Source organism: Phaeovulum vinaykumarii (genome assembly GCF_900156695.1).
Lineage (GTDB): Bacteria > Pseudomonadota > Alphaproteobacteria > Rhodobacterales > Rhodobacteraceae > Bieblia_A > Bieblia_A vinaykumarii.
The window spans coordinates 640,646-660,113 of sequence record NZ_FTOM01000001.1 but is presented as its reverse complement, the minus strand read 5'-3'; the positions used below and the strand labels follow the sequence as shown (position 1 = coordinate 660,113).

General features: G+C 69.2%; 18 protein-coding genes. 4 read left to right on the top strand and 14 right to left on the bottom strand.

Annotated features, from left to right (window positions below; translation table 11 throughout):
* Positions 1-36: 36 nt before the first annotated feature.
* On the top strand, positions 37-426 hold the full coding sequence (locus BW949_RS03090; RefSeq protein ID WP_076363418.1) for a hypothetical protein: 390 nt from the start codon (positions 37-39) through the stop codon (positions 424-426).
* Positions 427-498: 72 nt separating this feature from the next.
* On the opposite strand, the gene BW949_RS17000 is transcribed toward BW949_RS03090, so the two are convergent.
* Both BW949_RS17000 and BW949_RS03080 read right to left on the bottom strand, forming a co-directional pair.
* Entirely contained in the window at positions 499-720 is a 222-nt protein-coding gene (locus BW949_RS17000) for a hypothetical protein (protein WP_076363417.1), read from the bottom strand.
* Positions 717-1,592, bottom strand: coding sequence for a hypothetical protein (locus tag BW949_RS03080; RefSeq protein WP_076363416.1), 876 nt, complete (start codon positions 1,590-1,592; stop codon positions 717-719). Before BW949_RS03080 ends, BW949_RS17000 begins: the two co-directional genes overlap by 4 nt.
* 155 nt (positions 1,593-1,747) lie before the next feature.
* On the opposite strand from BW949_RS03080, the gene BW949_RS03075 reads away from it, so the two are divergent.
* Positions 1,748-2,590 carry a prephenate dehydratase gene (locus BW949_RS03075; protein ID WP_076363415.1) on the top strand — a complete coding sequence of 281 codons (843 nt, stop codon included), beginning with the start codon at positions 1,748-1,750 and terminating at the stop codon, positions 2,588-2,590.
* 48 nt (positions 2,591-2,638) lie between these two features.
* On the opposite strand, the gene BW949_RS03070 is transcribed toward BW949_RS03075, so the two are convergent.
* Together BW949_RS03070 and nudC are read right to left on the bottom strand one after the other, a co-directional pair.
* Positions 2,639-3,112, bottom strand: coding sequence for an SRPBCC family protein (locus tag BW949_RS03070; RefSeq protein ID WP_076363414.1), 474 nt, complete (start codon positions 3,110-3,112; stop codon positions 2,639-2,641).
* A gap of 26 nt (positions 3,113-3,138) precedes the next feature.
* Positions 3,139-4,089 carry an NAD(+) diphosphatase gene (nudC, locus tag BW949_RS03065; protein ID WP_083947552.1) on the bottom strand — a complete coding sequence of 317 codons (951 nt, stop codon included), beginning with the start codon at positions 4,087-4,089 and terminating at the stop codon, positions 3,139-3,141.
* Between the two features lie 314 nt (positions 4,090-4,403).
* Here nudC and BW949_RS03060 point away from each other — a divergent pair, with 314 nt between their 5' ends.
* Both BW949_RS03060 and BW949_RS03055 read left to right on the top strand, forming a co-directional pair.
* Positions 4,404-6,347 (top strand): bifunctional 2',3'-cyclic-nucleotide 2'-phosphodiesterase/3'-nucleotidase, encoded by a 1,944-nt coding sequence (locus BW949_RS03060; RefSeq protein WP_097176954.1) that lies wholly within the window; start codon positions 4,404-4,406, stop codon positions 6,345-6,347.
* A 92-nt stretch (positions 6,348-6,439) separates the two neighbouring features.
* Complete coding sequence (locus tag BW949_RS03055; RefSeq protein ID WP_076363412.1) at positions 6,440-7,462, top strand: LacI family DNA-binding transcriptional regulator; 1,023 nt, start codon at positions 6,440-6,442, stop codon at positions 7,460-7,462.
* A 28-nt stretch (positions 7,463-7,490) separates the two neighbouring features.
* On the opposite strand, the gene mog is transcribed toward BW949_RS03055, so the two are convergent.
* The 10 genes from mog to pdxA form a co-directional block, all read right to left on the bottom strand.
* Positions 7,491-8,018, bottom strand: coding sequence for a molybdopterin adenylyltransferase (mog, locus tag BW949_RS03050; RefSeq protein ID WP_076363411.1), 528 nt, complete (start codon positions 8,016-8,018; stop codon positions 7,491-7,493).
* Positions 8,019-8,028: 10 nt separating this feature from the next.
* A complete protein-coding gene (locus BW949_RS03045; RefSeq protein ID WP_076363410.1) occupies positions 8,029-9,252 on the bottom strand; it encodes an argininosuccinate synthase in 1,224 nt (407 codons plus the stop codon).
* A gap of 102 nt (positions 9,253-9,354) precedes the next feature.
* Positions 9,355-10,053, bottom strand: a complete 699-nt coding sequence (gene urtE, locus BW949_RS03040) for an urea ABC transporter ATP-binding subunit UrtE (RefSeq protein ID WP_076363409.1) — start codon at positions 10,051-10,053, stop codon at positions 9,355-9,357.
* A complete protein-coding gene (gene urtD / locus BW949_RS03035; RefSeq protein WP_076363408.1) occupies positions 10,050-10,793 on the bottom strand; it encodes an urea ABC transporter ATP-binding protein UrtD in 744 nt (247 codons plus the stop codon). The genes urtE and urtD overlap by 4 nt, the downstream gene beginning before the upstream one ends.
* A complete protein-coding gene (urtC, locus tag BW949_RS03030) occupies positions 10,790-12,016 on the bottom strand; it encodes an urea ABC transporter permease subunit UrtC (protein WP_076363407.1) in 1,227 nt (408 codons plus the stop codon). The genes urtD and urtC overlap by 4 nt, the downstream gene beginning before the upstream one ends.
* Positions 12,017-12,019: 3 nt before the next feature.
* The gene (gene urtB / locus BW949_RS03025; protein ID WP_407947230.1) at positions 12,020-13,903 is read right to left on the bottom strand and encodes an urea ABC transporter permease subunit UrtB; all 1,884 of its coding nucleotides are present in this window, start codon (positions 13,901-13,903) and stop codon (positions 12,020-12,022) included.
* A gap of 316 nt (positions 13,904-14,219) precedes the next feature.
* On the bottom strand, positions 14,220-15,500 hold the full coding sequence (urtA, locus tag BW949_RS03020) for an urea ABC transporter substrate-binding protein (protein WP_076363406.1): 1,281 nt from the start codon (positions 15,498-15,500) through the stop codon (positions 14,220-14,222).
* 316 nt (positions 15,501-15,816) lie between these two features.
* Positions 15,817-16,647, bottom strand: a complete 831-nt coding sequence (locus tag BW949_RS03015; RefSeq protein ID WP_076363405.1) for a GNAT family N-acetyltransferase — start codon at positions 16,645-16,647, stop codon at positions 15,817-15,819.
* A 117-nt stretch (positions 16,648-16,764) separates the two neighbouring features.
* Positions 16,765-18,144, bottom strand: a complete 1,380-nt coding sequence (locus tag BW949_RS03010) for an L-serine ammonia-lyase (protein WP_076363404.1) — start codon at positions 18,142-18,144, stop codon at positions 16,765-16,767.
* 137 nt (positions 18,145-18,281) lie between these two features.
* Positions 18,282-19,331, bottom strand: coding sequence for a 4-hydroxythreonine-4-phosphate dehydrogenase PdxA (gene pdxA / locus BW949_RS03005; RefSeq protein ID WP_083947551.1), 1,050 nt, complete (start codon positions 19,329-19,331; stop codon positions 18,282-18,284).
* Positions 19,332-19,468: the final 137 nt, after the last annotated feature.

Sequence of the window (19,468 nt, the reverse complement as noted above, 5' to 3'; positions counted from 1 at the left end):
GATGCGCGCGCGTCCGTCCCGCGCTAGATTGGCGCCATGAAACACGCGCTTCTTTCCCCCGCCCTGATTGCCGCGCTGCTGGCGGCCCCGCTTGCCGCCGAGGAGGCCGCCCCCCAGGATGCGCCCCCGAGCCACGAGGACGGCAGCACCGAACGCGGCTTCAGCCTGATGGAGGAGGGCGCGCGTCTGCTGATGCAGGGGCTGGCCGACAAGATCGAGCCCAAGCTGGGCGAGATCGGTCGCGGGCTGGACGAGGCGATGGCCGATATCGAGCCGGCCTTGCGCGAGCTGGCCGAGATGATCGGTGATCTGCGCAATTACGAACCGCCCGAGCGTCTGCCCAACGGCGACATCATCCTGCGCCGCAAGCGCGATCTGCCCGCGCCCGACGCCGAACCCGCGCCGGGCACGCCGTTCGAGCTCTAATCCGTGCGGGTCATCCCGGCATGAAAAAAGGCGCCCCAAGGCGCCTTTTTCCTCATGTCTTGTCGGGGCCTGTCACTCGGCGGCCGGGGCTTCTTCGGTGACGGCTTCCTCGGCGGCGGGTTCTTCGGCGGCCGGGGCTTCTTCGGTGACGGCTTCCTCGGTGGCGGGCTCTTCGGCGGCCGGGGCCTCTTCGGTCACGGCTTCCTCGGCGGCGGGCTCTTCGGCGGCCGGGGCCTCTTCGGTCACAGCTTCTTCCGCGGCGGGTTCTTCGGCGGCCGGGGCTTCCTCGGTCACGGCTTCTTCCGGGGCGGCGGGCTCTTCGGCCGGAGCTTCCTCGGTGACGGCTTCTTCCGCGGCGGGTTCTTCGGCGACCGGGGCTTCCTCGGTGACGGCTTCTTCTGCGGCGGGCTCTTCGGCCGGAGCTTCCTCGGTGACGGCTTCTTCCGCGGCGGGTTCTTCAGCAGCCGGGGCTTCTTCGGTGACGGCTTCTTCTGCGGCGGGCTCTTCGGCGACCGGGGCTTCCTCGGTGACGGCTTCTTCTGCGGCGGGCTCTTCGGCGCCGGGGCTTCCTCGGTGACGGCCTCTTCGGCGGCGGGCTCTTCGGCGGCCGGGGCTTCTTCGGTCACGGCTTCCTCGGCGGCGGGCTCTTCGGCGACCGGGGCTTCCTCGGTCACGGCCTCTTCGGCGGCGGGCTCTTCGGCGACCGGGGCTTCCTCGGTGACGGCTTCCTCGGCGGCGGGTTCTTCGGCGGCCGGGACTTCTTCGGTCACGGCTTCTTCCGCGACGGGTTCTTCGGCCGGAGCTTCCTCGGTCACGGCTTCCTCGGCGGCGGGCTCTTCCGCGGCCGGGGCTTCCTCGGTCACGGCTTCTTCGGCGGCCGCGGCGGCCTCGGCTTCCGCAGCGGCGGCAGCGGCGGCTTCTTCCTCGGCGGCAGCAGCTTCCTCGGCGGCAGCGGCGGCGGCTTCCTCAGCCGCGGCGGCCGCGGCTTCGGCTTCGGCCTGGGCGGCGGCCTCCTGGGCCTCCTTCAGCGCCTTGCCCCGCAGCGGCGGGTTGTAGACCGAGTCCGAGACCCAATAGATGAAGATGAACGCAAAGACGGGGGGGATGAGACCGATCACCACCTTGGTGAAGACGTCCGCTTTCTTGAAGACCTCGAAGAGTGACATGTGGCTACCCCGACTTTTCGCTGAATGCTGAGTGAAGCCAATGGAATTGGCTGTTGCTGCTAGGGATGTATCCACTTCAACTCGGCAGGATCAAGGTATAGTTAGCCGCAGGACCACCGGAAAACGGCGGTTTTCCCAGCGACGGAGACGGTAGCATGAGCGCCAAGACGATCGGCCGCATCGCCTTTCAGGGCGAACCCGGCGCCTATTCGCATCAGGCATGCCGCGAGGCACGGCCCGAGATGGAGGCCCTGCCTTGCCGCACCTTCGAGGATGCGATCGATGCCGTGCGCCGCAAGGATGCTGATCTTGCGATGCTTCCGGTCGAAAACTCAACATATGGCCGGGTTGCCGACATTCACCATCTGTTACCCGAAAGTGGCCTGCACATCGTCGATGAAGCCTTCGTGCGGGTTCACATCAACCTTCTGGCCCTTCCGGGAACGCCGCTCGACAAGGTGGAAGCGGCAATGAGTCACACCGTCCTTCTGGGTCAATGCCGGACATTCCTGCGGGATCACGGGCTGCGTCCGGTCACCGGGGCGGACACGGCCGGGTCGGCGCGGCTGGTGGCCGAACAGGGCGACCCCAAGGTGGCGGCGCTGGCCACGGAACTGGCCGGCGAGATCTACGGGCTGGACATCCTGGCGCGCCACATCGAGGACAAGTCGAACAACACCACCCGCTTCCTGATCATGTCGCGCGAACCCGACGGGCGCCGCCGCGCCGAGCGGATGATGACCACCTTCGTCTTCCGCGTGCGCAACATTCCCGCCGCGCTCTACAAGGCGATGGGGGGCTTTGCCACCAATGGCGTCAACATGACCAAGCTGGAAAGCTACATGGTCAATGGCAGCTTCACCGCGACCCAGTTCTATGCCGATATCGAAGGCCACCCCGACGATCCGGGCGTGCGCCGGGCGCTGGATGAGCTGGCGTTCTTCACCTCGAAGCTCGAGATCCTGGGGGTTTATCCCGCCGACGCGCGCCGCCTCTGAAGGCGGGCGCGGCCCGGACAGGCGGCCCCCCGCACAGCCGACAGGGCGTCAGACGGATTCGGAGCGCGCGTGGCGCGTCTCGATCCCGCGCGCGAATTGGGCGATACGCTCGTTGAAGCGGCGCGTCAGCGACGACTTGCCCAGCTTGGCCGATTGCACCATCAGCCGCGCGCCCAGCGTGCGCGGGCGCAGGTCCAGTTCCGCGATCACGCGGGTGCGGGTGGGGGTCAGCGCGACCAGGGTCGCGGCGCTGGTCATGCGGAAATGGTCCGACTCGCCCTTGAACACCAGCTTCTCGGGGCGGGCCATCTCGTCGAGGGTGGCGACCACCTCGCGCATCTTGCCGCGCAGCTTGAAGCGGATGTCCCAGGACATGCCGGTTCCGGTCGTCGTCATCGTGTCCAGCCGCCGGGCCTCGATGCGGCGGCGCATGGCGGCCAGTTCGATGGCGGGGAAGTCAGTGAGCGTGTCGAAGACGAACTCGATCGGGGCGTCGATGTCTTCGCGGCTGGAAAACTTCATGTCCTGTCTCCCTGGCGGGGTTCCTGTCAGCGCGTGCGGCGTCGATCTTGTCCAGATCGCACCCGGTCCGCAAGCCAGAGTTCCAGAAGATGACGCGCAATCGCGCCAGGCCGGGGGGCGGTCATGGTGGCGTGGCGCCCGGCCAGAAGGGTCACCGTTTCCTCGCGGCTGAGCCACAGAGCATCCTCAAGCTCGGCCGGGTCCAGCCGGATCGGCCCCGGTTGCGCCAGGCCCACCGCCGCCAGCATCAGCGAATTGGGAAAGGGCCAGGGCTGCGAGGCCAGATAGCGGACCGCGCCGACCTTGATGCCGGTTTCCTCGGCCACCTCGCGGGCGACGGCCGCCTCGAGCGTCTCGCCCGGTTCGACAAAGCCCGCAAGGCAGGAATACATCCCCGGCGGGAAATGCGGCGACCGGCCCAGAAGCGTGTCGTTGCCGCGCGTGATCAGCATGATCACCACCGGGTCGGTGCGCGGAAAATGCCTTGTGTCACAGGCCGGACAGAGTCGTTCCCAGCCCGCCGCCGTCATCTGCGAGCGCGCCCCGCAGGCGGCACAAAACCCATGCGTGCGGTGCCAGTTGAGAAGCGCGCGCGCCGTGGCCAGAAGCTCGGCCTCGGCGGGGTCAAGGTTCGGAAAGGCGGCGCGGGCGTCGATGAATTCCGTGCCTTCGGGGGGTGCGCTGGCGGTCTGGGCAAACCGCGGCGCGCCCCGCACCAGGCCCAGAAACAGCGCCTCGGGGTCGGGGCGCTGCCAGACCGGCCGCCCCGACGGACCGCAGGCAATGCGCCCGGCCTCGAACACCAGGGCCCCGGCGTCGGGGGCGGCGCGCATCCGCGCCAGCGCCGCCGGATCCGCACGCCGCGCCGCGGCCCGGTCGATGCCCCCGCCTGCGGCAAAATACCCCTCGTGCCCCGGTTCGGGGCGGGGCAGGGGGGCGGCGGCTGCGAGATCGGTGACGGGATCGGCGGGGGGCATGGGGGCTCCTTTCAGGCGCGGCGCGCGCCTCCGGGCGCCGGCACGCAGGGATCGGGCACGCAGGGATGTTGCGCCTCCGGCGCGGGCACGCGGGGTCTTGCGCCGCCCCGGTCATGCCAGAGCCGCCCGCGTGACGCCAGTGCAACCACGCGCCCCCAAGGGGCCGGGGTGTCGCAATCGAAGGTGGAGTGTTCACCCCGAGAGCCATTATCAGGGTAGAAGCCGGATACGTGAGGCGTTAACCTTTCCCCACAGACCACCGCCGCCGGCCCGCGGCGGGCCTCCATGTCCTCGAGAAGACCTGCAAAGGGACCGTGTTGACCGGACGATCAGAGCTTTCCGCACCGGATGCGTCTTCGGGGTTTCGCCTGCGCATCCTCGAGACGACGGACCTGCACGCGCATGTGCTGGCCTATGATTACTATGGCGACCAGCCCTCGGACACGGTGGGGCTGTCGCGCGTGGCCCAGCTGATCGCCGAAGCCCGCGCCGAAGTCCCCGACGCGCTTCTCTTCGATGATGGCGATCTGCTTCAGGGCAACCCCTTCGGCGATTACGTGGCGCAGGAATACGGCGTGTCCGACAGCCGCCCGCATCCGGTCATCTCGGCGATGAATGCGCTGGGTTATGACGCCGCGACCGTGGGCAACCACGACTTCAACTTCGGGCTGGAGTATCTGCTGACCTCGCTGCGGGGCGCGCAATTCCCGTTCGTCCTGGCCAATCTGATCGCGCGCGAGAGCGGTCTTCCGATCCTGCCGCCGTGGAAGGTGCTGCGGCGCCGGCTGACCGATGCCGAAGGTCGGAGCGCCGAGATCGGGATCGGGGTGATCGGGCTGGTGCCGCCGCAGGTGGTGGACTGGGACCACGACCATCTGAACGGCCGGGTCAAGGCGCTGGACATCACGGAAACGGCGCGCGTGGCGGTTCCGCTGCTGCGCGCGGCGGGGGCCGATATCGTGGTGGCGCTGGCCCATACCGGGATCGGTGCGCCAGATCACGTGGCCGGGCAGGAGAACGCGGCGCTGCCGCTTGCCGCGGTCGAAGGCATCGACGTCTTGCTTCTGGGGCATGCGCATCTTCTGCTGCCGCGGCCGCCCGAGACCGCCCCCCCGCGCCCGGCCCCCTCCGCGCCGCCGCCGTTTCCGGCCTGTGTCGACGCCGAGCGCGGCACGATCCACGGCAAGCCTGCGGTGATGGCGGGGTTCTGGGGTTCGCATCTGGGGGTGGTGGATCTCGAACTGTCGCGTGATGCGCAGGGCTGGCGCATCGAGACCGCGCGGTCCGAGTTGCGCCCGATCTTCCGGCGCCGCCCCGAGGGGGGCGCGGTGGTCCCGCTGGCCGCCGACGCCCCCGAGGTGGTCGCCGCCGCCGCCGCGGCGCATCAGGCCGCGCTGGGGTTCGTGCGCCGCCCCGTCGGCGTCAGCGCGCGGCCGCTGCACAGCTATTTCTCGCTGGTCGCACCCTCGGCCTGTCTGCGGCTGGTGGCCGAGGCCCAGCGCTGGCATGTCGCGCAAGGCCTGGCCGGCGGGCCGCATGCCGGTCTGCCCATCTTGTCGGCGACCGCGCCCTACAAGAACGGCGGCCGGGGCGGGGCCGAATTCTTCACCGATATTCCCGCCGGCGAACTGGTCCTGCGCAATGTCGCCGATCTTTACCTCTTTCCCAATGTGATCCGGGCGTTGCGCGTGTCGGGGGCGGTTCTGACGGAATGGCTGGAACGCTCGGCGGGGGTGTTTTTCCAACTGCGGCCGGGCGGGGCGGATCAGCCGCTGATCGCGCCCGACTTTCCCAGCTACAATTTCGACGTGATCGACGGCATCACTTGCGAGATCGACCTCAGCCAGCCGGCCCGCTATGACCTGGCCGGCCTGCTGGTCAACCCCGGCGCGCGGCGCATCGGGGCGTTGCGCCATCAGGGCCGCCCGGTGGGGCCGGGCGACATGTTCGTCATCGCCACCAACAGCTATCGCGCGCATGGCGGCGGGCATTTTCCCGGCCTGGCCGAGATGGAGGTGGTGCTTGAGGGGGCGGCGCCCATCCGCGAGATCGTCCTGGCCTATCTGGCCGCGCAGGGCGCGCGCGCGGTCGATCCGCAGATGCCGCGCGGCTGGTCGATCCGGCCGATGCCCGGCACCACCGCCGTCTTCGACACCGGCCCCGGCGCCGCGGCGCATCTGCATGAGCTGACCGATCTGGAGGCCGAGCCGCTGGGCCTGACGCCTCAGGGATTCTTGCGCCTGCGCATCCGGCTCTGAGGGGGCGCGCCGCTCCGATCTGCTTGCGTGCGGGTCTTGTTTGGCGCTAACAGAGGGCATTCAGCCCCACGATACCCACGAAGGAACGCCGCGTGACCCGTCCGCCGACCGAGCGCCGCCGAACCCTGACCCTGCGCGATGTCTCCGAGGCCTCGGGCGTGTCGGAGATGACGGTCAGCCGGGTGCTGCGCAACCGCGGCGATGTCTCCGAGGCCACCCGCAAGCGCGTGCTCGAGGCCGCCCGGACGCTGGGCTATGTGCCCAACCGCATCGCCGGCGCGCTGGCCAGCCAGCGGGTCAACCTGGTCGCGGTGGTGATCCCGTCGCTGTCGAACCTGGTCTTTCCCGATGTCCTGGGTGGCATCTCGGCCGAGCTGGAGGGCACCGGGCTGACCCCGGTCGTGGGCGTCACCAATTACCGCCCCGAGCGCGAGGAGGCCGTTCTCTACGAGATGCTGAGCTGGCGGCCGACCGGGGTGATCCTGGCCGGGCTGGAACATTCCGATGCCGCGCGCGCCATGCTGGCCAATGCCGGCGCGCCGGTGGTCGAGATCATGGACGTGGACGGCGCGGGGATCGATTCGGTCGTGGGGATCTCGCATCGGCGCGCGGGTCTCGAGATGGCGCGCGCCATCGTCGAGGCGGGCTATCGCCGGGTGGGCTTCATGGGCACCAAGATGCCCGAGGATCACCGCGCGCGCAAACGTCTCGAGGGGTTCGAGGCGGGGCTGGCCGAGGCGGGGCTGGTGCTTGAAGACCGCGAATTCTATTCGGGCGGCTCGGCGCTGGCCAAGGGCCGCGAGATGACCAAGACCATGCTGGCCCGCTCGCCCGATCTGGATTTTCTTTATTACTCCAACGACATGATCGGGGCGGGTGGGCTTTTGTGGTGCCTTGAGCAGGGGATGGACGTGCCCGGCTCGTTGGGCCTTGCCGGGTTCAACGGGGTCGAGCTGATCGAGGGGTTGCCGCGGCGGCTGGCGTCGATGGATGCCTGCCGCAAGGAGATCGGCCGGCGCGCGGCGGCGATCATCTCGGGGCACGAGGACGGCGGCCAGGTGATCGAACTGACCCCCAGCTTCAGCCGCGGCGATACGATCCGCCCGCCGCGTTGAGCCAGCCCATTTGACCTCTTTCGGGGGCTCAGGCGCCCTTGGGCCGGAAGGCCGTGATCCGCGCGGGGTCGGTCTCGATCCGCGCCGCGCCGATCAGGTCCAGGCAATAGGGCACGGCGGCAAAGACCGCGCTCAGGCAGGTGTCGATGGCCGCGGGCTTGCCCGGGATCAGGATGATGAGGCTTTTCCCGGCGATGCCGGCGGTCTGACGCGACAGGATCGCGGTCGGCACCTCGGCCAGGGACGCGCGGCGCATTTCCTCGCCGAAGCCGGGCAGTTCCTTGTCGATCACGGCAAACAGACCCTCGGGGGTCTCGTCGCGCGGGGCGGGGCCGGTGCCGCCCGTGACCAGGATCAGGTCCACCCCGTCCGCGACCTGCGCGCGCAGGGCGCTGGCCACGACGTCGCGCCCGTCGGGGATGATCTGGCGGGTGATGGCCAGGGGCGATGTCACCACCGCCCGCAGCCAGTCTTCGGCCGCCGGGCCGCCCTTGTCGGCATATTCGCCGCGGCTGGCGCGGTCGGATACGGTGAGGATGGCGGCCCGTGCGGTCATTCGGGCCGCGTCACTTGACCTTGGCGTTGCGCGTGGCGATCAGCTTCAGGCGCAGCGCGTTCAGGTGGATGAAGCCCGCGGCGTCCTTCTGGTCATAGGCGCCGGCGTCTTCCTCGAAGGTCACGTGCTTCTCGGAATAGAGCGAATGATCCGACCAGCGGCCGACGCAATGGACCGAACCCTTGTAGAGCTTGAGCCGCACGGTGCCGGTGACGTGTTCCTGGCTCTTGTCGATCAGCGCCTGAAGCATCTCGCGTTCGGGGCTGAACCAGAAGCCGTTATAGATCAGCTCGGCATAGCGCGGCATGATGCTGTCTTTCAGGTGGCCCGCGCCGGCGTCCAGCGTGATCTGCTCGATGCCGCGGTGGGCCTCCAGCAAGATGGTGCCGCCGGGGGTTTCGTAGATGCCGCGCGACTTCATGCCGACAAAGCGGTTTTCCACGAAATCCAGACGCCCGATGCCGTGCTTGCGGCCGTATTCGTTCAGCGTGGTCAGGATCGTGGCCGGGCTCATCGCCTTGCCGTCGATGGCCACGGCGTCGCCCGTCTCGAAGGTCACCTCGATGTATTCGGGGGTGTCGGGCGCATCTTCGGGGTTCACCGTGCGCTGATAGACGTAATCGCCCGCCTCGACCGCCGGATCCTCCAGCGCCTTGCCCTCCGAGGAGGTGTGCAGCAGGTTCGCGTCCACCGAGAAGGGCGCTTCGCCGCGCTTGTCCTTGGCGATCGGGATCTGGTTGGCCTCGGCGAATTCCAGCAGCTTGGTGCGCGAGGTCAGATCCCATTCCCGCCAGGGCGCGATCACCTTGATCGCCGGGTCAAGCGCATAGGCCGACAGCTCGAACCGCACCTGATCGTTGCCCTTGCCGGTGGCGCCGTGGGCGATGGCATCGGCGCCGTGCAGATGCGCCAGATCGACCAGATGCTTCGAGATCAGCGGCCGCGCGATCGAGGTGCCCAGCAGATAGAGCCCCTCATAGAGCGCATTGGCGCGGAACATCGGGAACACGAAGTCGCGCACGAATTCCTCGCGCACGTCGGTGATGTGGATGTTCTCGGGCTTGATGCCCAGCATCTCGGCCTTCTGGCGCGCGGGCTCCAGTTCCTCGCCCTGGCCGAGGTCGGCGGTGAAGGTGATGACCTCGCAGCCGTATTCGGTTTGTAGCCACTTCAGGATGATCGAGGTATCGAGGCCGCCGGAATAGGCGAGCACGACTTTCTTTGGCGCGGACATGGGCAGCGTCTCGTGTTGGATGTGAATTCGGCCTTGGTTACGGGGTTTTTCGGCCCGCTTCAAGGGATCAGCACTGCCCGCCCGGCGGCAGGCGGGCCTGCATCAGACGGAAACCGCCTGGCGCAGGGCCTCGCGCGTGGTCTCGGCGCGCGCCCCCGACAGGGCCACCTCGCCGCGGCGCAGGACATAGAAGCGGTCGGCCAGATCCCAGGCAAAGTCGAAATATTGCTCGACCAGGATGATGGCCATGTCGCCGCGGTCGCGCAGATGCCGGATCACCCGCCCGATCTGCTGGATGATGTTGGGCTGGATGCCTTCGGTCGGTTCGTCCAGAAGCAGCACCTTGGGCCGGGTGATCATGGCGCGCGCGATCGCCAGTTGCTGTTGCTGGCCGCCCGACAGGTCGCCCCCGCGGCGGTGGGACATCTCGGCCAGCACCGGGAACAGCTCGAAGATCTCGTCGGGGATGCGGTGTTCGGAACGCGGCAGGCAGGCAAAGCCGGTCTCGAGGTTCTCGCGCACGCTCAGCAGCGGAAAGATCATCCGCCCCTGCGGCACGACGGCCAGCCCCTTGCGCGCCATCGCCTGCGCCGGCAGCCGGCCCAGCCGCTCGCCGTCCAGCTCGATCTCGCCGCCCGAGCGCGGATGCGTGCCCGCCAGCGCCTTGAGAAGCGAGGTCTTGCCCACGCCGTTGGTGCCCATGACGCAGGTCACCTGTCCGGCCTCGGCCGCAAGGTCGATGCCATGCAGGATCTGGCTGCCGCCGTAATGAAGGGTCAGGTTCTCGGTTCTCAGCATCATCCGCGCCCCAGATAGACGTCGATCACCGCCGGGTTGGCGGTCACATGGTCCAGCGAGCCCTCGGCCAGGACCGAGCCCTCGTGCAGGACCGTGACCTTGCAGGCCAGCCGGCGCACGAATTCCATGTCATGTTCCACCACCACCACGGCGCGGCTGCGCGCCAGCGACACCAGAAGGTCGGTGGTATGTTCGCGCTCGGGGCCGGTCATGCCGGCGGCGGGCTCGTCGACCAGCAAGAGCCGCGGCTCCTGCGCCAGAAGCATCCCGATCTCGAGCCATTGCTTCTGCCCGTGGCTCAGCTCGCCCGCCTTGCGCGGCAACTGATCCGACAGGCCGACCTCGGCGGCCAGTTCCGCGATGCGGGCGTGGTCGGCCGGTTTCGGGCGCCAGAACAGCACCCGCCAGGGCGCGCGATGGGCGCGCAGCGCCAGCATCAGGTTCTCGGCCACGGTCTGATCTTCGAAGACGGTCGGGCGCTGGAACTTGCGCCCCACCCCCGCCCGCGCGATACGCGCCTCGGACAGGCGCAGAAGATCGACCGATTTCTCGCCGAAGAGCACCCGCCCGCTGTCGGGCCGTGTCTTGCCGGTCACGATGTCCATGAAGGTGGTCTTGCCCGCCCCGTTCGGCCCGATCACCGCGCGCAACTCGCCCTCGGCGATGGAAAAGGACAGGTTGTTGATGGCGCGGAAGCCGTCGAAGGTGACCGAAACGCCCGAAACCTCGAGAAGCGTGCTCATGCGTCGGCCTCCTTTTCCTGCAGGGCGCCCTGATCGGGGCCCAGCGGCGCGCCGCGGCGGTTGGGGGCACGCAGCCCCGCCAGCAGGTCAAACAGCCCCCCGATCCCGCGCGGCGCATAGAGCGTGACCGCCACGAAGGACAGGCCCAGCAGCACCTGCCACCAATCCACCCAATGCAGCGTATAGCCGCCCAGCGGAATGTCGGGCGCATTGCCGCCGGTGAACCAGGTCGACACCAGGCTGACGAAGGCCGCCCCGATCACCGCGCCGTAAAGCCGCCCGCGCCCGCCGATCGCCACCCAGACCGCCAGATAGATGGAGGCGATGGGCGCCAGCTCGGCGGGGTTCACGATCCCCGCCTGGGGGTAATAGAGCGCCCCGGCCAGCCCCGCGACCACCGCCGTCAGCACGAAGACGAACAGCTTGAAGCCCTCGACCGGATAGCCGAGAAAGCGCACGCGGGCCTCGTCGTCGCGGATCGCGCGGATGACGGAGCCGAACTTGCCCGACACCAGCCATTGCGCGCCCAGATAGCCCAGACCCAGCGCCAGCGCCGAGGCCCAGAAGAACCACAGCGACACCAGATCCTGTCCGTGCTGTTCAAGGCCGGGGATGTTCTGCAGCCCCGACAGCCCGTTGTTGCCGCGCAACCCGCTGTCGTTCTGAAACAGCCACAGCGCCAGCGCCAGCGTCATCGCCTGGGTCAGGATGGACAGATAGACCCCCGTCACCCGCGCCCGGAACGCCAGCCAGCCGAAGACCGCCGCCAGCGCCGCCGGCACCAGCACCACCAGCGCAAGCTGTGCGGGCAGCGATCCCGCCAGGCTCCAGATCGCGGGCAGATCCGAGGCGCCGACCACGCCGAAGATCTGCGTGGCGATGGCGTCCTGGACCTCCTGCGGGGTCGGCGGCAGCGCCCCCGAGGCCAGCGAGGCCTCGACGATGGTTTCGGTGCGCGCATACATCAGCCACATGCCGATCATGTAGCCGCCCAGCCCGAAGAAGGCGAAATGCCCCAGGCTCAGGATGCCGGTGTAGCCCCAGACCAGATCCATCGCCAGCGCGATCAGGCACAGGCACAGCGTCTTGCCCAGCGTCTTGACGAAGGAGGTCGAGACCAGCCCGGCGCCCGCGGCCTCGGACATCAGCGTCACGGCCAGCACGAAGGCCGCCAGAAGCCCCAGGAAGACCGGAAGCGAGGGGTGCTTGCGAAACAGGTTCATGGTTCAATCCCCCGCCGCGCGACCCCGCAGGGCAATGATCCCCCGCGGCCGGAACTGGATGAAGATGATGATGAAGACGATCATGTAGGTCTGCGCGGCCAGCGTGTTCGAGGGGTTGAACCACTCGATGCCCTTTTGCAGCCCGCCGATCATGGCGGCCCCGGCCAGCGTGCCCCAGATGTTGCCCACGCCGCCCACGACCACGGTCATGAAGCTCTGCACGATGTAGTCCTGGCCCAGCTCCGAGGTCACCTTGGCAAAGAGGCCGATCGCCACGCCCGCGATCCCCGCGATCCCCGAGCCCAGCCCGAAGGTCAGCATGTTGATGCGGTCTGGTTTGATCCCCATCGAGGCGGCCATGGCCGGGTTCTGGGTCACGGCGCGCACCTCAAGGCCCAGCCGCGTGCGTTTCATCAGCCACAGGAAGAAGCCCAGGAAGATCAGCGCCAGCACGAAGATGGCAATGCGGATGTAGCTGATCGACACCACGTCGTTCATCACCCAGGCGCCGTCCAGCCAGCCCGGCGCGGTCAGCGGGCGGGCCTGGGTGCCAAAGACGTTCTTGGCAACCTGCTGGAGCGCGATCGAGATCCCGAAGGTGGCCAGCAGCGTCTCCAGCGGGCGGTTGTAGAGATGGCGGATCACCAGCCGCTCCATCGCCACGCCGGCGGCGAAGGTGACGCCAAAGGCCAGCGGCAGCGCGATCAGGATCGACAGCGTGTAATCGGTCACGAATTGCTGGACCACATAGCCGGTATAGGCGCCCATCATGATGAATTCGCCATGCGCCATGTTGATGACGCCCATCACGCCGAAGGTGATGGCCAGCCCGATGGCGGCCAGGAAATAGATCGAGGCCAGCGACAGCGCATCAAGCCCCAGATCGAGCCCCTGCATCGCGCCCACCTTCATCTCGATGTGATCGAGGGTCGCGCGGGCGGCATCGGTCACGGCGGGGTCTGCTTCGGCGTGGATGTCGAAGAACCGATAGGCGGCCAGACGGGCGTCGACCTCGGCGGCGGTGGCGGCGGGGCGGGCCAGACCCGCGGAGACGAGCCCGGCATAGGCGCGTTCGCGCGCGTCCTCGTCGTCCAGATCGGCCAGCGGCACGCCACCGACGGCGCCGTTCTCGACATGGGCTTCAAGGGCGGCGCGGCGGTCGGCGGCGCTCAGCCGTGGCGGGGCGAGCCCCGCCTCGACCAGCAGCGCATAGGCCGCGGCCTTGTCGATATCGCGCCCCGGCACCAGCTCGGCGGCGATGTTGGCGCCCGCAGGCGGCGCGGTCGCGGCGATGCGGGTCGTGGCGACCAGCGGGTTCAGCGCGGCGCGCACGTCCAGCCCCAGATCGCCCGAGAAGCTTTCGATCGCGGCGACGCGCGCGGCCGGGTCGGGGTCAAAGCGCAGCGTCAGCATCCGTTCCAGCCGCGCCTTGCGGGCGGCCAGTTCCGGGTCGGTCTCGCCGGGAAGGGAGGCGCGCAGCGGGCCCAGGTTCTCGGCGCTCGCGGTCCGCGCCAGCGCGTCGAGCGCGGCCCCCCGCCGCGCGGGGTCGGGGTCGGACAGCTGGAACCGCACCAGCGCCGAGGCGATCAGCCCGCGCACGCCGGAATTGGGACGCAGCTGGGCAATGTCGTCTTTCGGCGCGGTGCCCGCGGTTGCCCCCGTCGCCGGGTCGATCAGCCTCCAGTCGGGCCCGGCCTTTTCCAGCACGAAAAGCGCGCCGTCGGCCTTGCGCCGACCCAGCCGCTTGTCGGCCCAGGCCTCGAGGAAGGCTTGCGTCTGCGGCCCCGGGGCGGCGGCGATGGCGTCGATCACCGGGCCGATGGTCTTGCGCGAGGGCTTGGCGATCTGGCGCGCGTTCTCTGCGATCAGCGCGGCCAGCGGCGCCATCTCGGCGGTGGTCCCGGGGGGCTCGGGGGCGGTCTCGGGGGCGGGCTGCGCGGTGGGGGCGGGCGTGCCGGGGGCGGCCGGATCCTGCGCCGCGGCCATCTGCGCCGCCATCAGGACCAGCACGCCCAGAAGGGCGGCACGAAGGAAAGTCAGGAAATCTGTCATGGCTTCGGGGTTCCGAAACGGGGCCGCAAGGGCAGGAGGCAAAGTCCGGGGGGCGCGCGCCTGGCAAAATGGCCGCGGCGGCGTCCGGACGGTGGTCCGAAGGGACGCGCGCGGCGCAGACGGGGGAGGACCGCCCGCGCCGCGCCGGACCTCAGTAGTTCGAGGTCATCTGCACGCAGGTCTGGGTTTCGGTGTTGTACATGCCGCAGCCCAGCGTCTTCCAATCGGCTTCCAGAACCGCCGATTCGGGCAGGAAGTCGGTCCAGGCGTCGCCCGGCACCGGCTCGGTCTGGCTGACGATATCGAACTGGCCATCCGCGCGGATCTCGCCGATCAGGACCGGCTTGGTCAGGTGGTGGTTCGGGAGCATCTCGGCAGTCGAGCCAGTCAGGTTCGGGAAGGTCTGCCCGATCATCGCCTGTTCCACGGCATCGACATCGGTCGACCCGGCGGCCTCGACCGCGTTCACCCACATGTTGAAGCCGATATAGGTGGCTTCCATCGGGTCGTTGGTCACGCGCTCTTCGCCCATGCGGGCTTTCCAGGCGGCCACGAATTCCTCGTTGGCGGGGCTTTCGGCGGATTGGAAGTAGTTCCAGGCCGCGAGATGGCCGACCAGGTTCGAGGTATCGAGACCCGAGAGTTCTTCCTCGCCGACCGAGAAGGCCACGACCGGAATGTCGTCAGCCGAGACGCCGGCCGCGGCCAGCTCCTTGTAGAAGCCGATGTTGGCATCGCCGTTGATGGTCGAGATCACGCCGACCTTCTTGCCGTCGGCGCCCAGCGCGACCACGTCGGCCACGATCTTGGACCAGTCGGAATGGCCGAAGGGGGTGTAGTTGACGAAGATGTCCTCGGCCGCGATCCCCTTCTGCTGGAGATAGCTTTCCAGGATGTTGTTCGTGGTGCGCGGATAGACGTAATCGGTGCCCAGAAGCGCGAATTTCTCGACGCCCAGCTCCTCGAGGAAGTAATCCACCGCCGGGATTGCCTGCTGGTTCGGCGCGGCGCCGGTGTAGAAGACGTTCTTCGAGCTTTCCTCGCCCTCGTATTGCACCGGATAGAACAGCAGGCCGTTCAGTTCCTCGATGACCGGCAGGACCGATTTGCGGCTGACGCTGGTCCAGCAACCGAAGATCACGTCCACATCGTCCACGGTGATCAGCTCGCGCGCCTTCTCGGCAAAGAGCGGCCAGTCCGAGGCCGGGTCCACGACCACCGCTTCCAGCTGCTTGCCCAGCACGCCGCCCTTGGCGTTCTGCTGGTCGACCAGCATCAGCACGGTGTCCTTCAGCGTGGTTTCCGAAATGGCCATCGTGCCCGAAAGCGAATGCAGGACGCCGATCTTGATCGTGTCGCCTTCGGCCAGCGCGCCGGTGGCGAACAAGAGCCCAAGGGCCGTGGCGCAGGCGCGCGCTTTCAGTCCGGTCATGGTTTTCCCCTCTGCTGGCGCCCTGTCCGCGCGGGGCGGGCGCGATGGTCCGTGCCGGGCCCCTCGCCCGGCGCAGGCCTAGCAAAGCTCCCCGCTGCGGCGCAGAGAATTGCAAAGCGTCAAATCGGGCGCGGGAAAATGCGGGATCGGCCGGGGCGCATGAAATATGTGCGCAAAAATCGGGCGCATGCCTGTGTGGCGCGCAGATTGACGGTGGGGGTGTCCAGGGGTGCGCCCGGATCACGATCAAATCACGGGCATTTGCCCGTTATGTGCTCGCAGCCCTATCGCCTCAGAGGGGGCCGCCGCTTGCGTCTCAGCCCAGCTCCAGCGTGCCCAGCGCCTGGGCCATCAGCGTGGACATCGGCGGCTGGCCGCGGAACATGCGCGTGGTCTCGAAACCGGCCTCGAAGCCCGCGCCGGCCAGCGCATTCGACAGCGCTGCATTCGAGGTCGGGACGTCCAGGATGATCCGTTCGCCGGGAAAGCGCGCCGCAGCGGCGCGGATCAGGCGCAGCGCGGGTTCGGCGCCCGGCGCCACCACCGGGCCGATCTTGGCGCCCTCGCGGGCCAGGCGGATGGTGGCAAAGCCCAGCGGCTTGTCGACCGGGCCCAGCACCACCGACCGGCGCGTGTCGGTCGGCGCCAGCCAGGCGCGCATCAGGCCGGGCCGGGCAAAGCCGCCGGCCTGGGCGTCGCGCAGGATCAGCTGGGGCACGTCCTCGGGGGTGACGTCGCGCACGGCGGGGTTGTCGCGCCCCTCAAGCGTGCCGGTCCAGCGCTGGTTGGTGCCCGCCGCCAGAAAGCCCGAGCGCGCGTAATTCGCGGTCTGCGCCGGCACGGCATCCAGGCCCACGCTGCGGGCTTCGGCATGTTTCAGCGCCAGCTTCCACAGATGCAGCCCGATCCCCTTGCCGCGCCAGTCCGGTCGGCAGAGATAGAGCCCCAGAAAGGCATAGAGATCGCAGTGGTTGACGACCGAGATCGCGGCTACGGGCGCGCCGCCCTTCAGCGCGATGAAGAAGCCCTCGGGGTCGGCGGCCAGGAAGGCGCGGGCATCCTCGCGGCCGGGGTTCCAGCCTTCGTCGGCGGCCCAGTCCAGGACCATCTCGAGGTCGCTGAGGGTCATCGTGCGAACGTCGATCATGCGGGGCTCTCCGGGCTCATGGCGCGGATGCCTTAGCCGCTTGACCTGCCGCCGCCAAGCCGATTGCCGCAGATGTGATAGAAAAACGGGCGTTTTACACGCGAAAGGCGAGCGATTTCAGCAATTCGGCACGTTGACCGCCAGCCCGCCCAGCGAAGTTTCCTTGTAATTGGAATGCATGTCGCGGCCGGTCTGGCGCATGGTCTCGATCGCGGCATCGAGCGGCACGAAATGGCGCCCGTCGCCGCGCAGCGCCAGCGACGCCGCGGCCACCGCCTTGATCGCGCCCAGCCCGTTGCGTTCAATGCAGGGCACTTGCACCAACCCCTTCACCGGGTCGCAGGTCATGCCCAGATGATGCTCCAGCGCGATCTCGGCGGCATTCTCGATCTGCGCAGGCGTGGCGCCCAGCACCGCCGCCAGCCCCGCCGCCGCCATCGCCGCGGCCGAGCCCACCTCGGCCTGGCAGCCGCATTCCGCCCCCGAGATCGAGGCATTGCGCTTGATCAGCCCGCCGATCGCCGCGGCGGTCAGAAGGAATTCGCCCACCCGCGCGGTGCTGGCGCCCGGCACATGGTCCAGCCAATAGCGCAGCACCGCCGGCACCACGCCCGCGGCGCCGTTGGTGGGGGCGGTCACCACCTGTCCGCCGGCGGCGTTTTCCTCGTTCACCGCCATGGCATAGGTGGAAATCCAGTCGTTGATGACATGCGGCGCGGTCAGGTTCATGCCGGCCTCGGCCTTGAGGGCGGCGTGAATGGCGCCTGCCCGACGCGGGATGCTCAGCCCGCCGGGAAGGGTGCCGCTTGCGCCCAGCCCGCGGTCCAGACAGCCCGACATCACCGCCCAGATCCGGTCGAGCCCGGCCTCGATCTCGGCGGGGGTGCGAAAGCGGGCCTCGTTGAGGCGTTTCATCTGCGCGATGCTGCGCCCCGAGGTGGTGGCCATTTCCAGCATCTCGGCGGCGCTGCGGAAGGGGTAGGGCACGGGCGAGGGGTCGCGCAGCGCGTGATCGTCGATGGCCTGGGCCTCGGCCTCGGTCTGCACGAAGCCGCCGCCGATGGAATAATAGACCTCGCGCGCGATGACGTCGCCCTGGGCGTCGGTTGCCATCAGGATCATGGCGTTGGGGTGGCCCGGCAGCGGCTGGTCATAGTCGAAGATCAGATCGCGCTCGGGGTCGAAGACCAGCGGCCCCAGCCCCGGCGGCGCAAGCTGCCGCGTGCGTCGGTTGGTTTCCAGGGCCTCTTCGGCGCGGGCGTGGTCATAGCTGTCGGGCAGGAACCCGGCCAGCCCCAGGATGGTGGCGCGGTCGGTGGCGTGGCCCTTGCCGGTGAAGGCCAGCGATCCATGCAGCGAGGCGCGCAGCCCGTGCACGTGGAAGGGCAGGCCGCGCAGATGGTCGAGAAAGCGCCCGCCCGCCACCATGGGGCCCATGGTATGCGACGAGGACGGGCCGACCCCGATCTTGAAGATGTCGAAGACGCTGAGGAACATGGTGCCACCATGACCGAGCCCCGCCATCCTGCGAAGCCGAAAGCGACGGAATGGCGTCGGAGAGCGTCCTGTCGCGGGCTCGTGTGAGATGCGGGCCCGTGCGCGGGCGTGCGCGGGGGGGGCGCGGGGCAGGGCCGTCAGGCGGCGCGGCCCGTGGCCCGGCGCCGCGCCAGATCCCGCGCCATCTCGAGCGCGGCCAGCATCGAGGCGGGATCGGCGATCCCCCTGCCGGCAATGTTGAAGGCGGTGCCGTGATCGGGCGAGGTGCGCACGAAGGGCAGCCCCAGCGTCAGATTGACCCCGCCCGCGAAATCCAGCGTCTTGATCGGGATCAGCGCCTGATCGTGATAGGCGCAGATCGCCGCGTCATAGCGCGCGCGCGCGGCGGGGTGGAACATCGTGTCGGGCGGCAGCGGCCCGGCCAGATCCATGCCCTCGGCGCGCAGCTTGCCCGCCAGCGGCGCGATCCAGGCGATTTCCTCGGGGCCCATGGCGCCATCCTCGCCCGCATGCGGGTTCAGCCCGGCCAGCGCCAGGCGCGGGGCGGCCAGCGCAAAGTCGCGCCGCAGCCCGGCATGGGTGATGCGGATCACCTGTTCCAGCAGCGCAGGCGTCAGCGCGCGGGGCACCTCGGACAGCGCGATATGGATCGTGGCGGGCACCACCCGCAGCCCCGGCGCCACGCATGACGAGGCCAGCATCATCACCACCGGCACATCGCCGGCCAGATGCGCCAGATATTCGGTATGGCCCGGAAAGGCGAAACCCGCACCCGATTGCAGCGCATGCTTGTGGATGGGCGCCGTGCACAGCGCCCCCGCCGCGCCCTGCCGGATCAGATCGACCGCGCGGGCGATGACGGCGATCACCTCGGTGGCATTGGCGGCCGAGGGGCGGCCCGGCTCGGCGGGATCGGGGAAGGGATGGGGCAGGACCGGCAGCCCGTGGCGCGCGGCCTGCGGCGCCTCGGCGGGCTCGGACACGCGCACGAAGGGCGTGCCGGCGGGCAGATGCGCAGGGTCGCCCAGATAGACGAAGGGCAGATCGGCGCCGCGCGCGGCCCAGGCCTTGGCGGCGATCTCGGGGCCGACGCCGGCAGGCTCGCCACAGGAGACCAGCACGACGCCGTTCGATCGGTCGGGCGCCCAGCCGGGGGCGGCATCGGGGGAAAGCGAAACTCGGGACATGGCAACCTTCCGGGAACGTGAGCGCGCACAAGGTATCGGATGCGGCGCGCCGGGCAAGGGGTGCATTGCGGCGGCGCAAAGGGCGACGGCGCCCGGCGCAGCCCCGCGCGGGAGGGCGGGCCGGGCAAGGAGCGCGT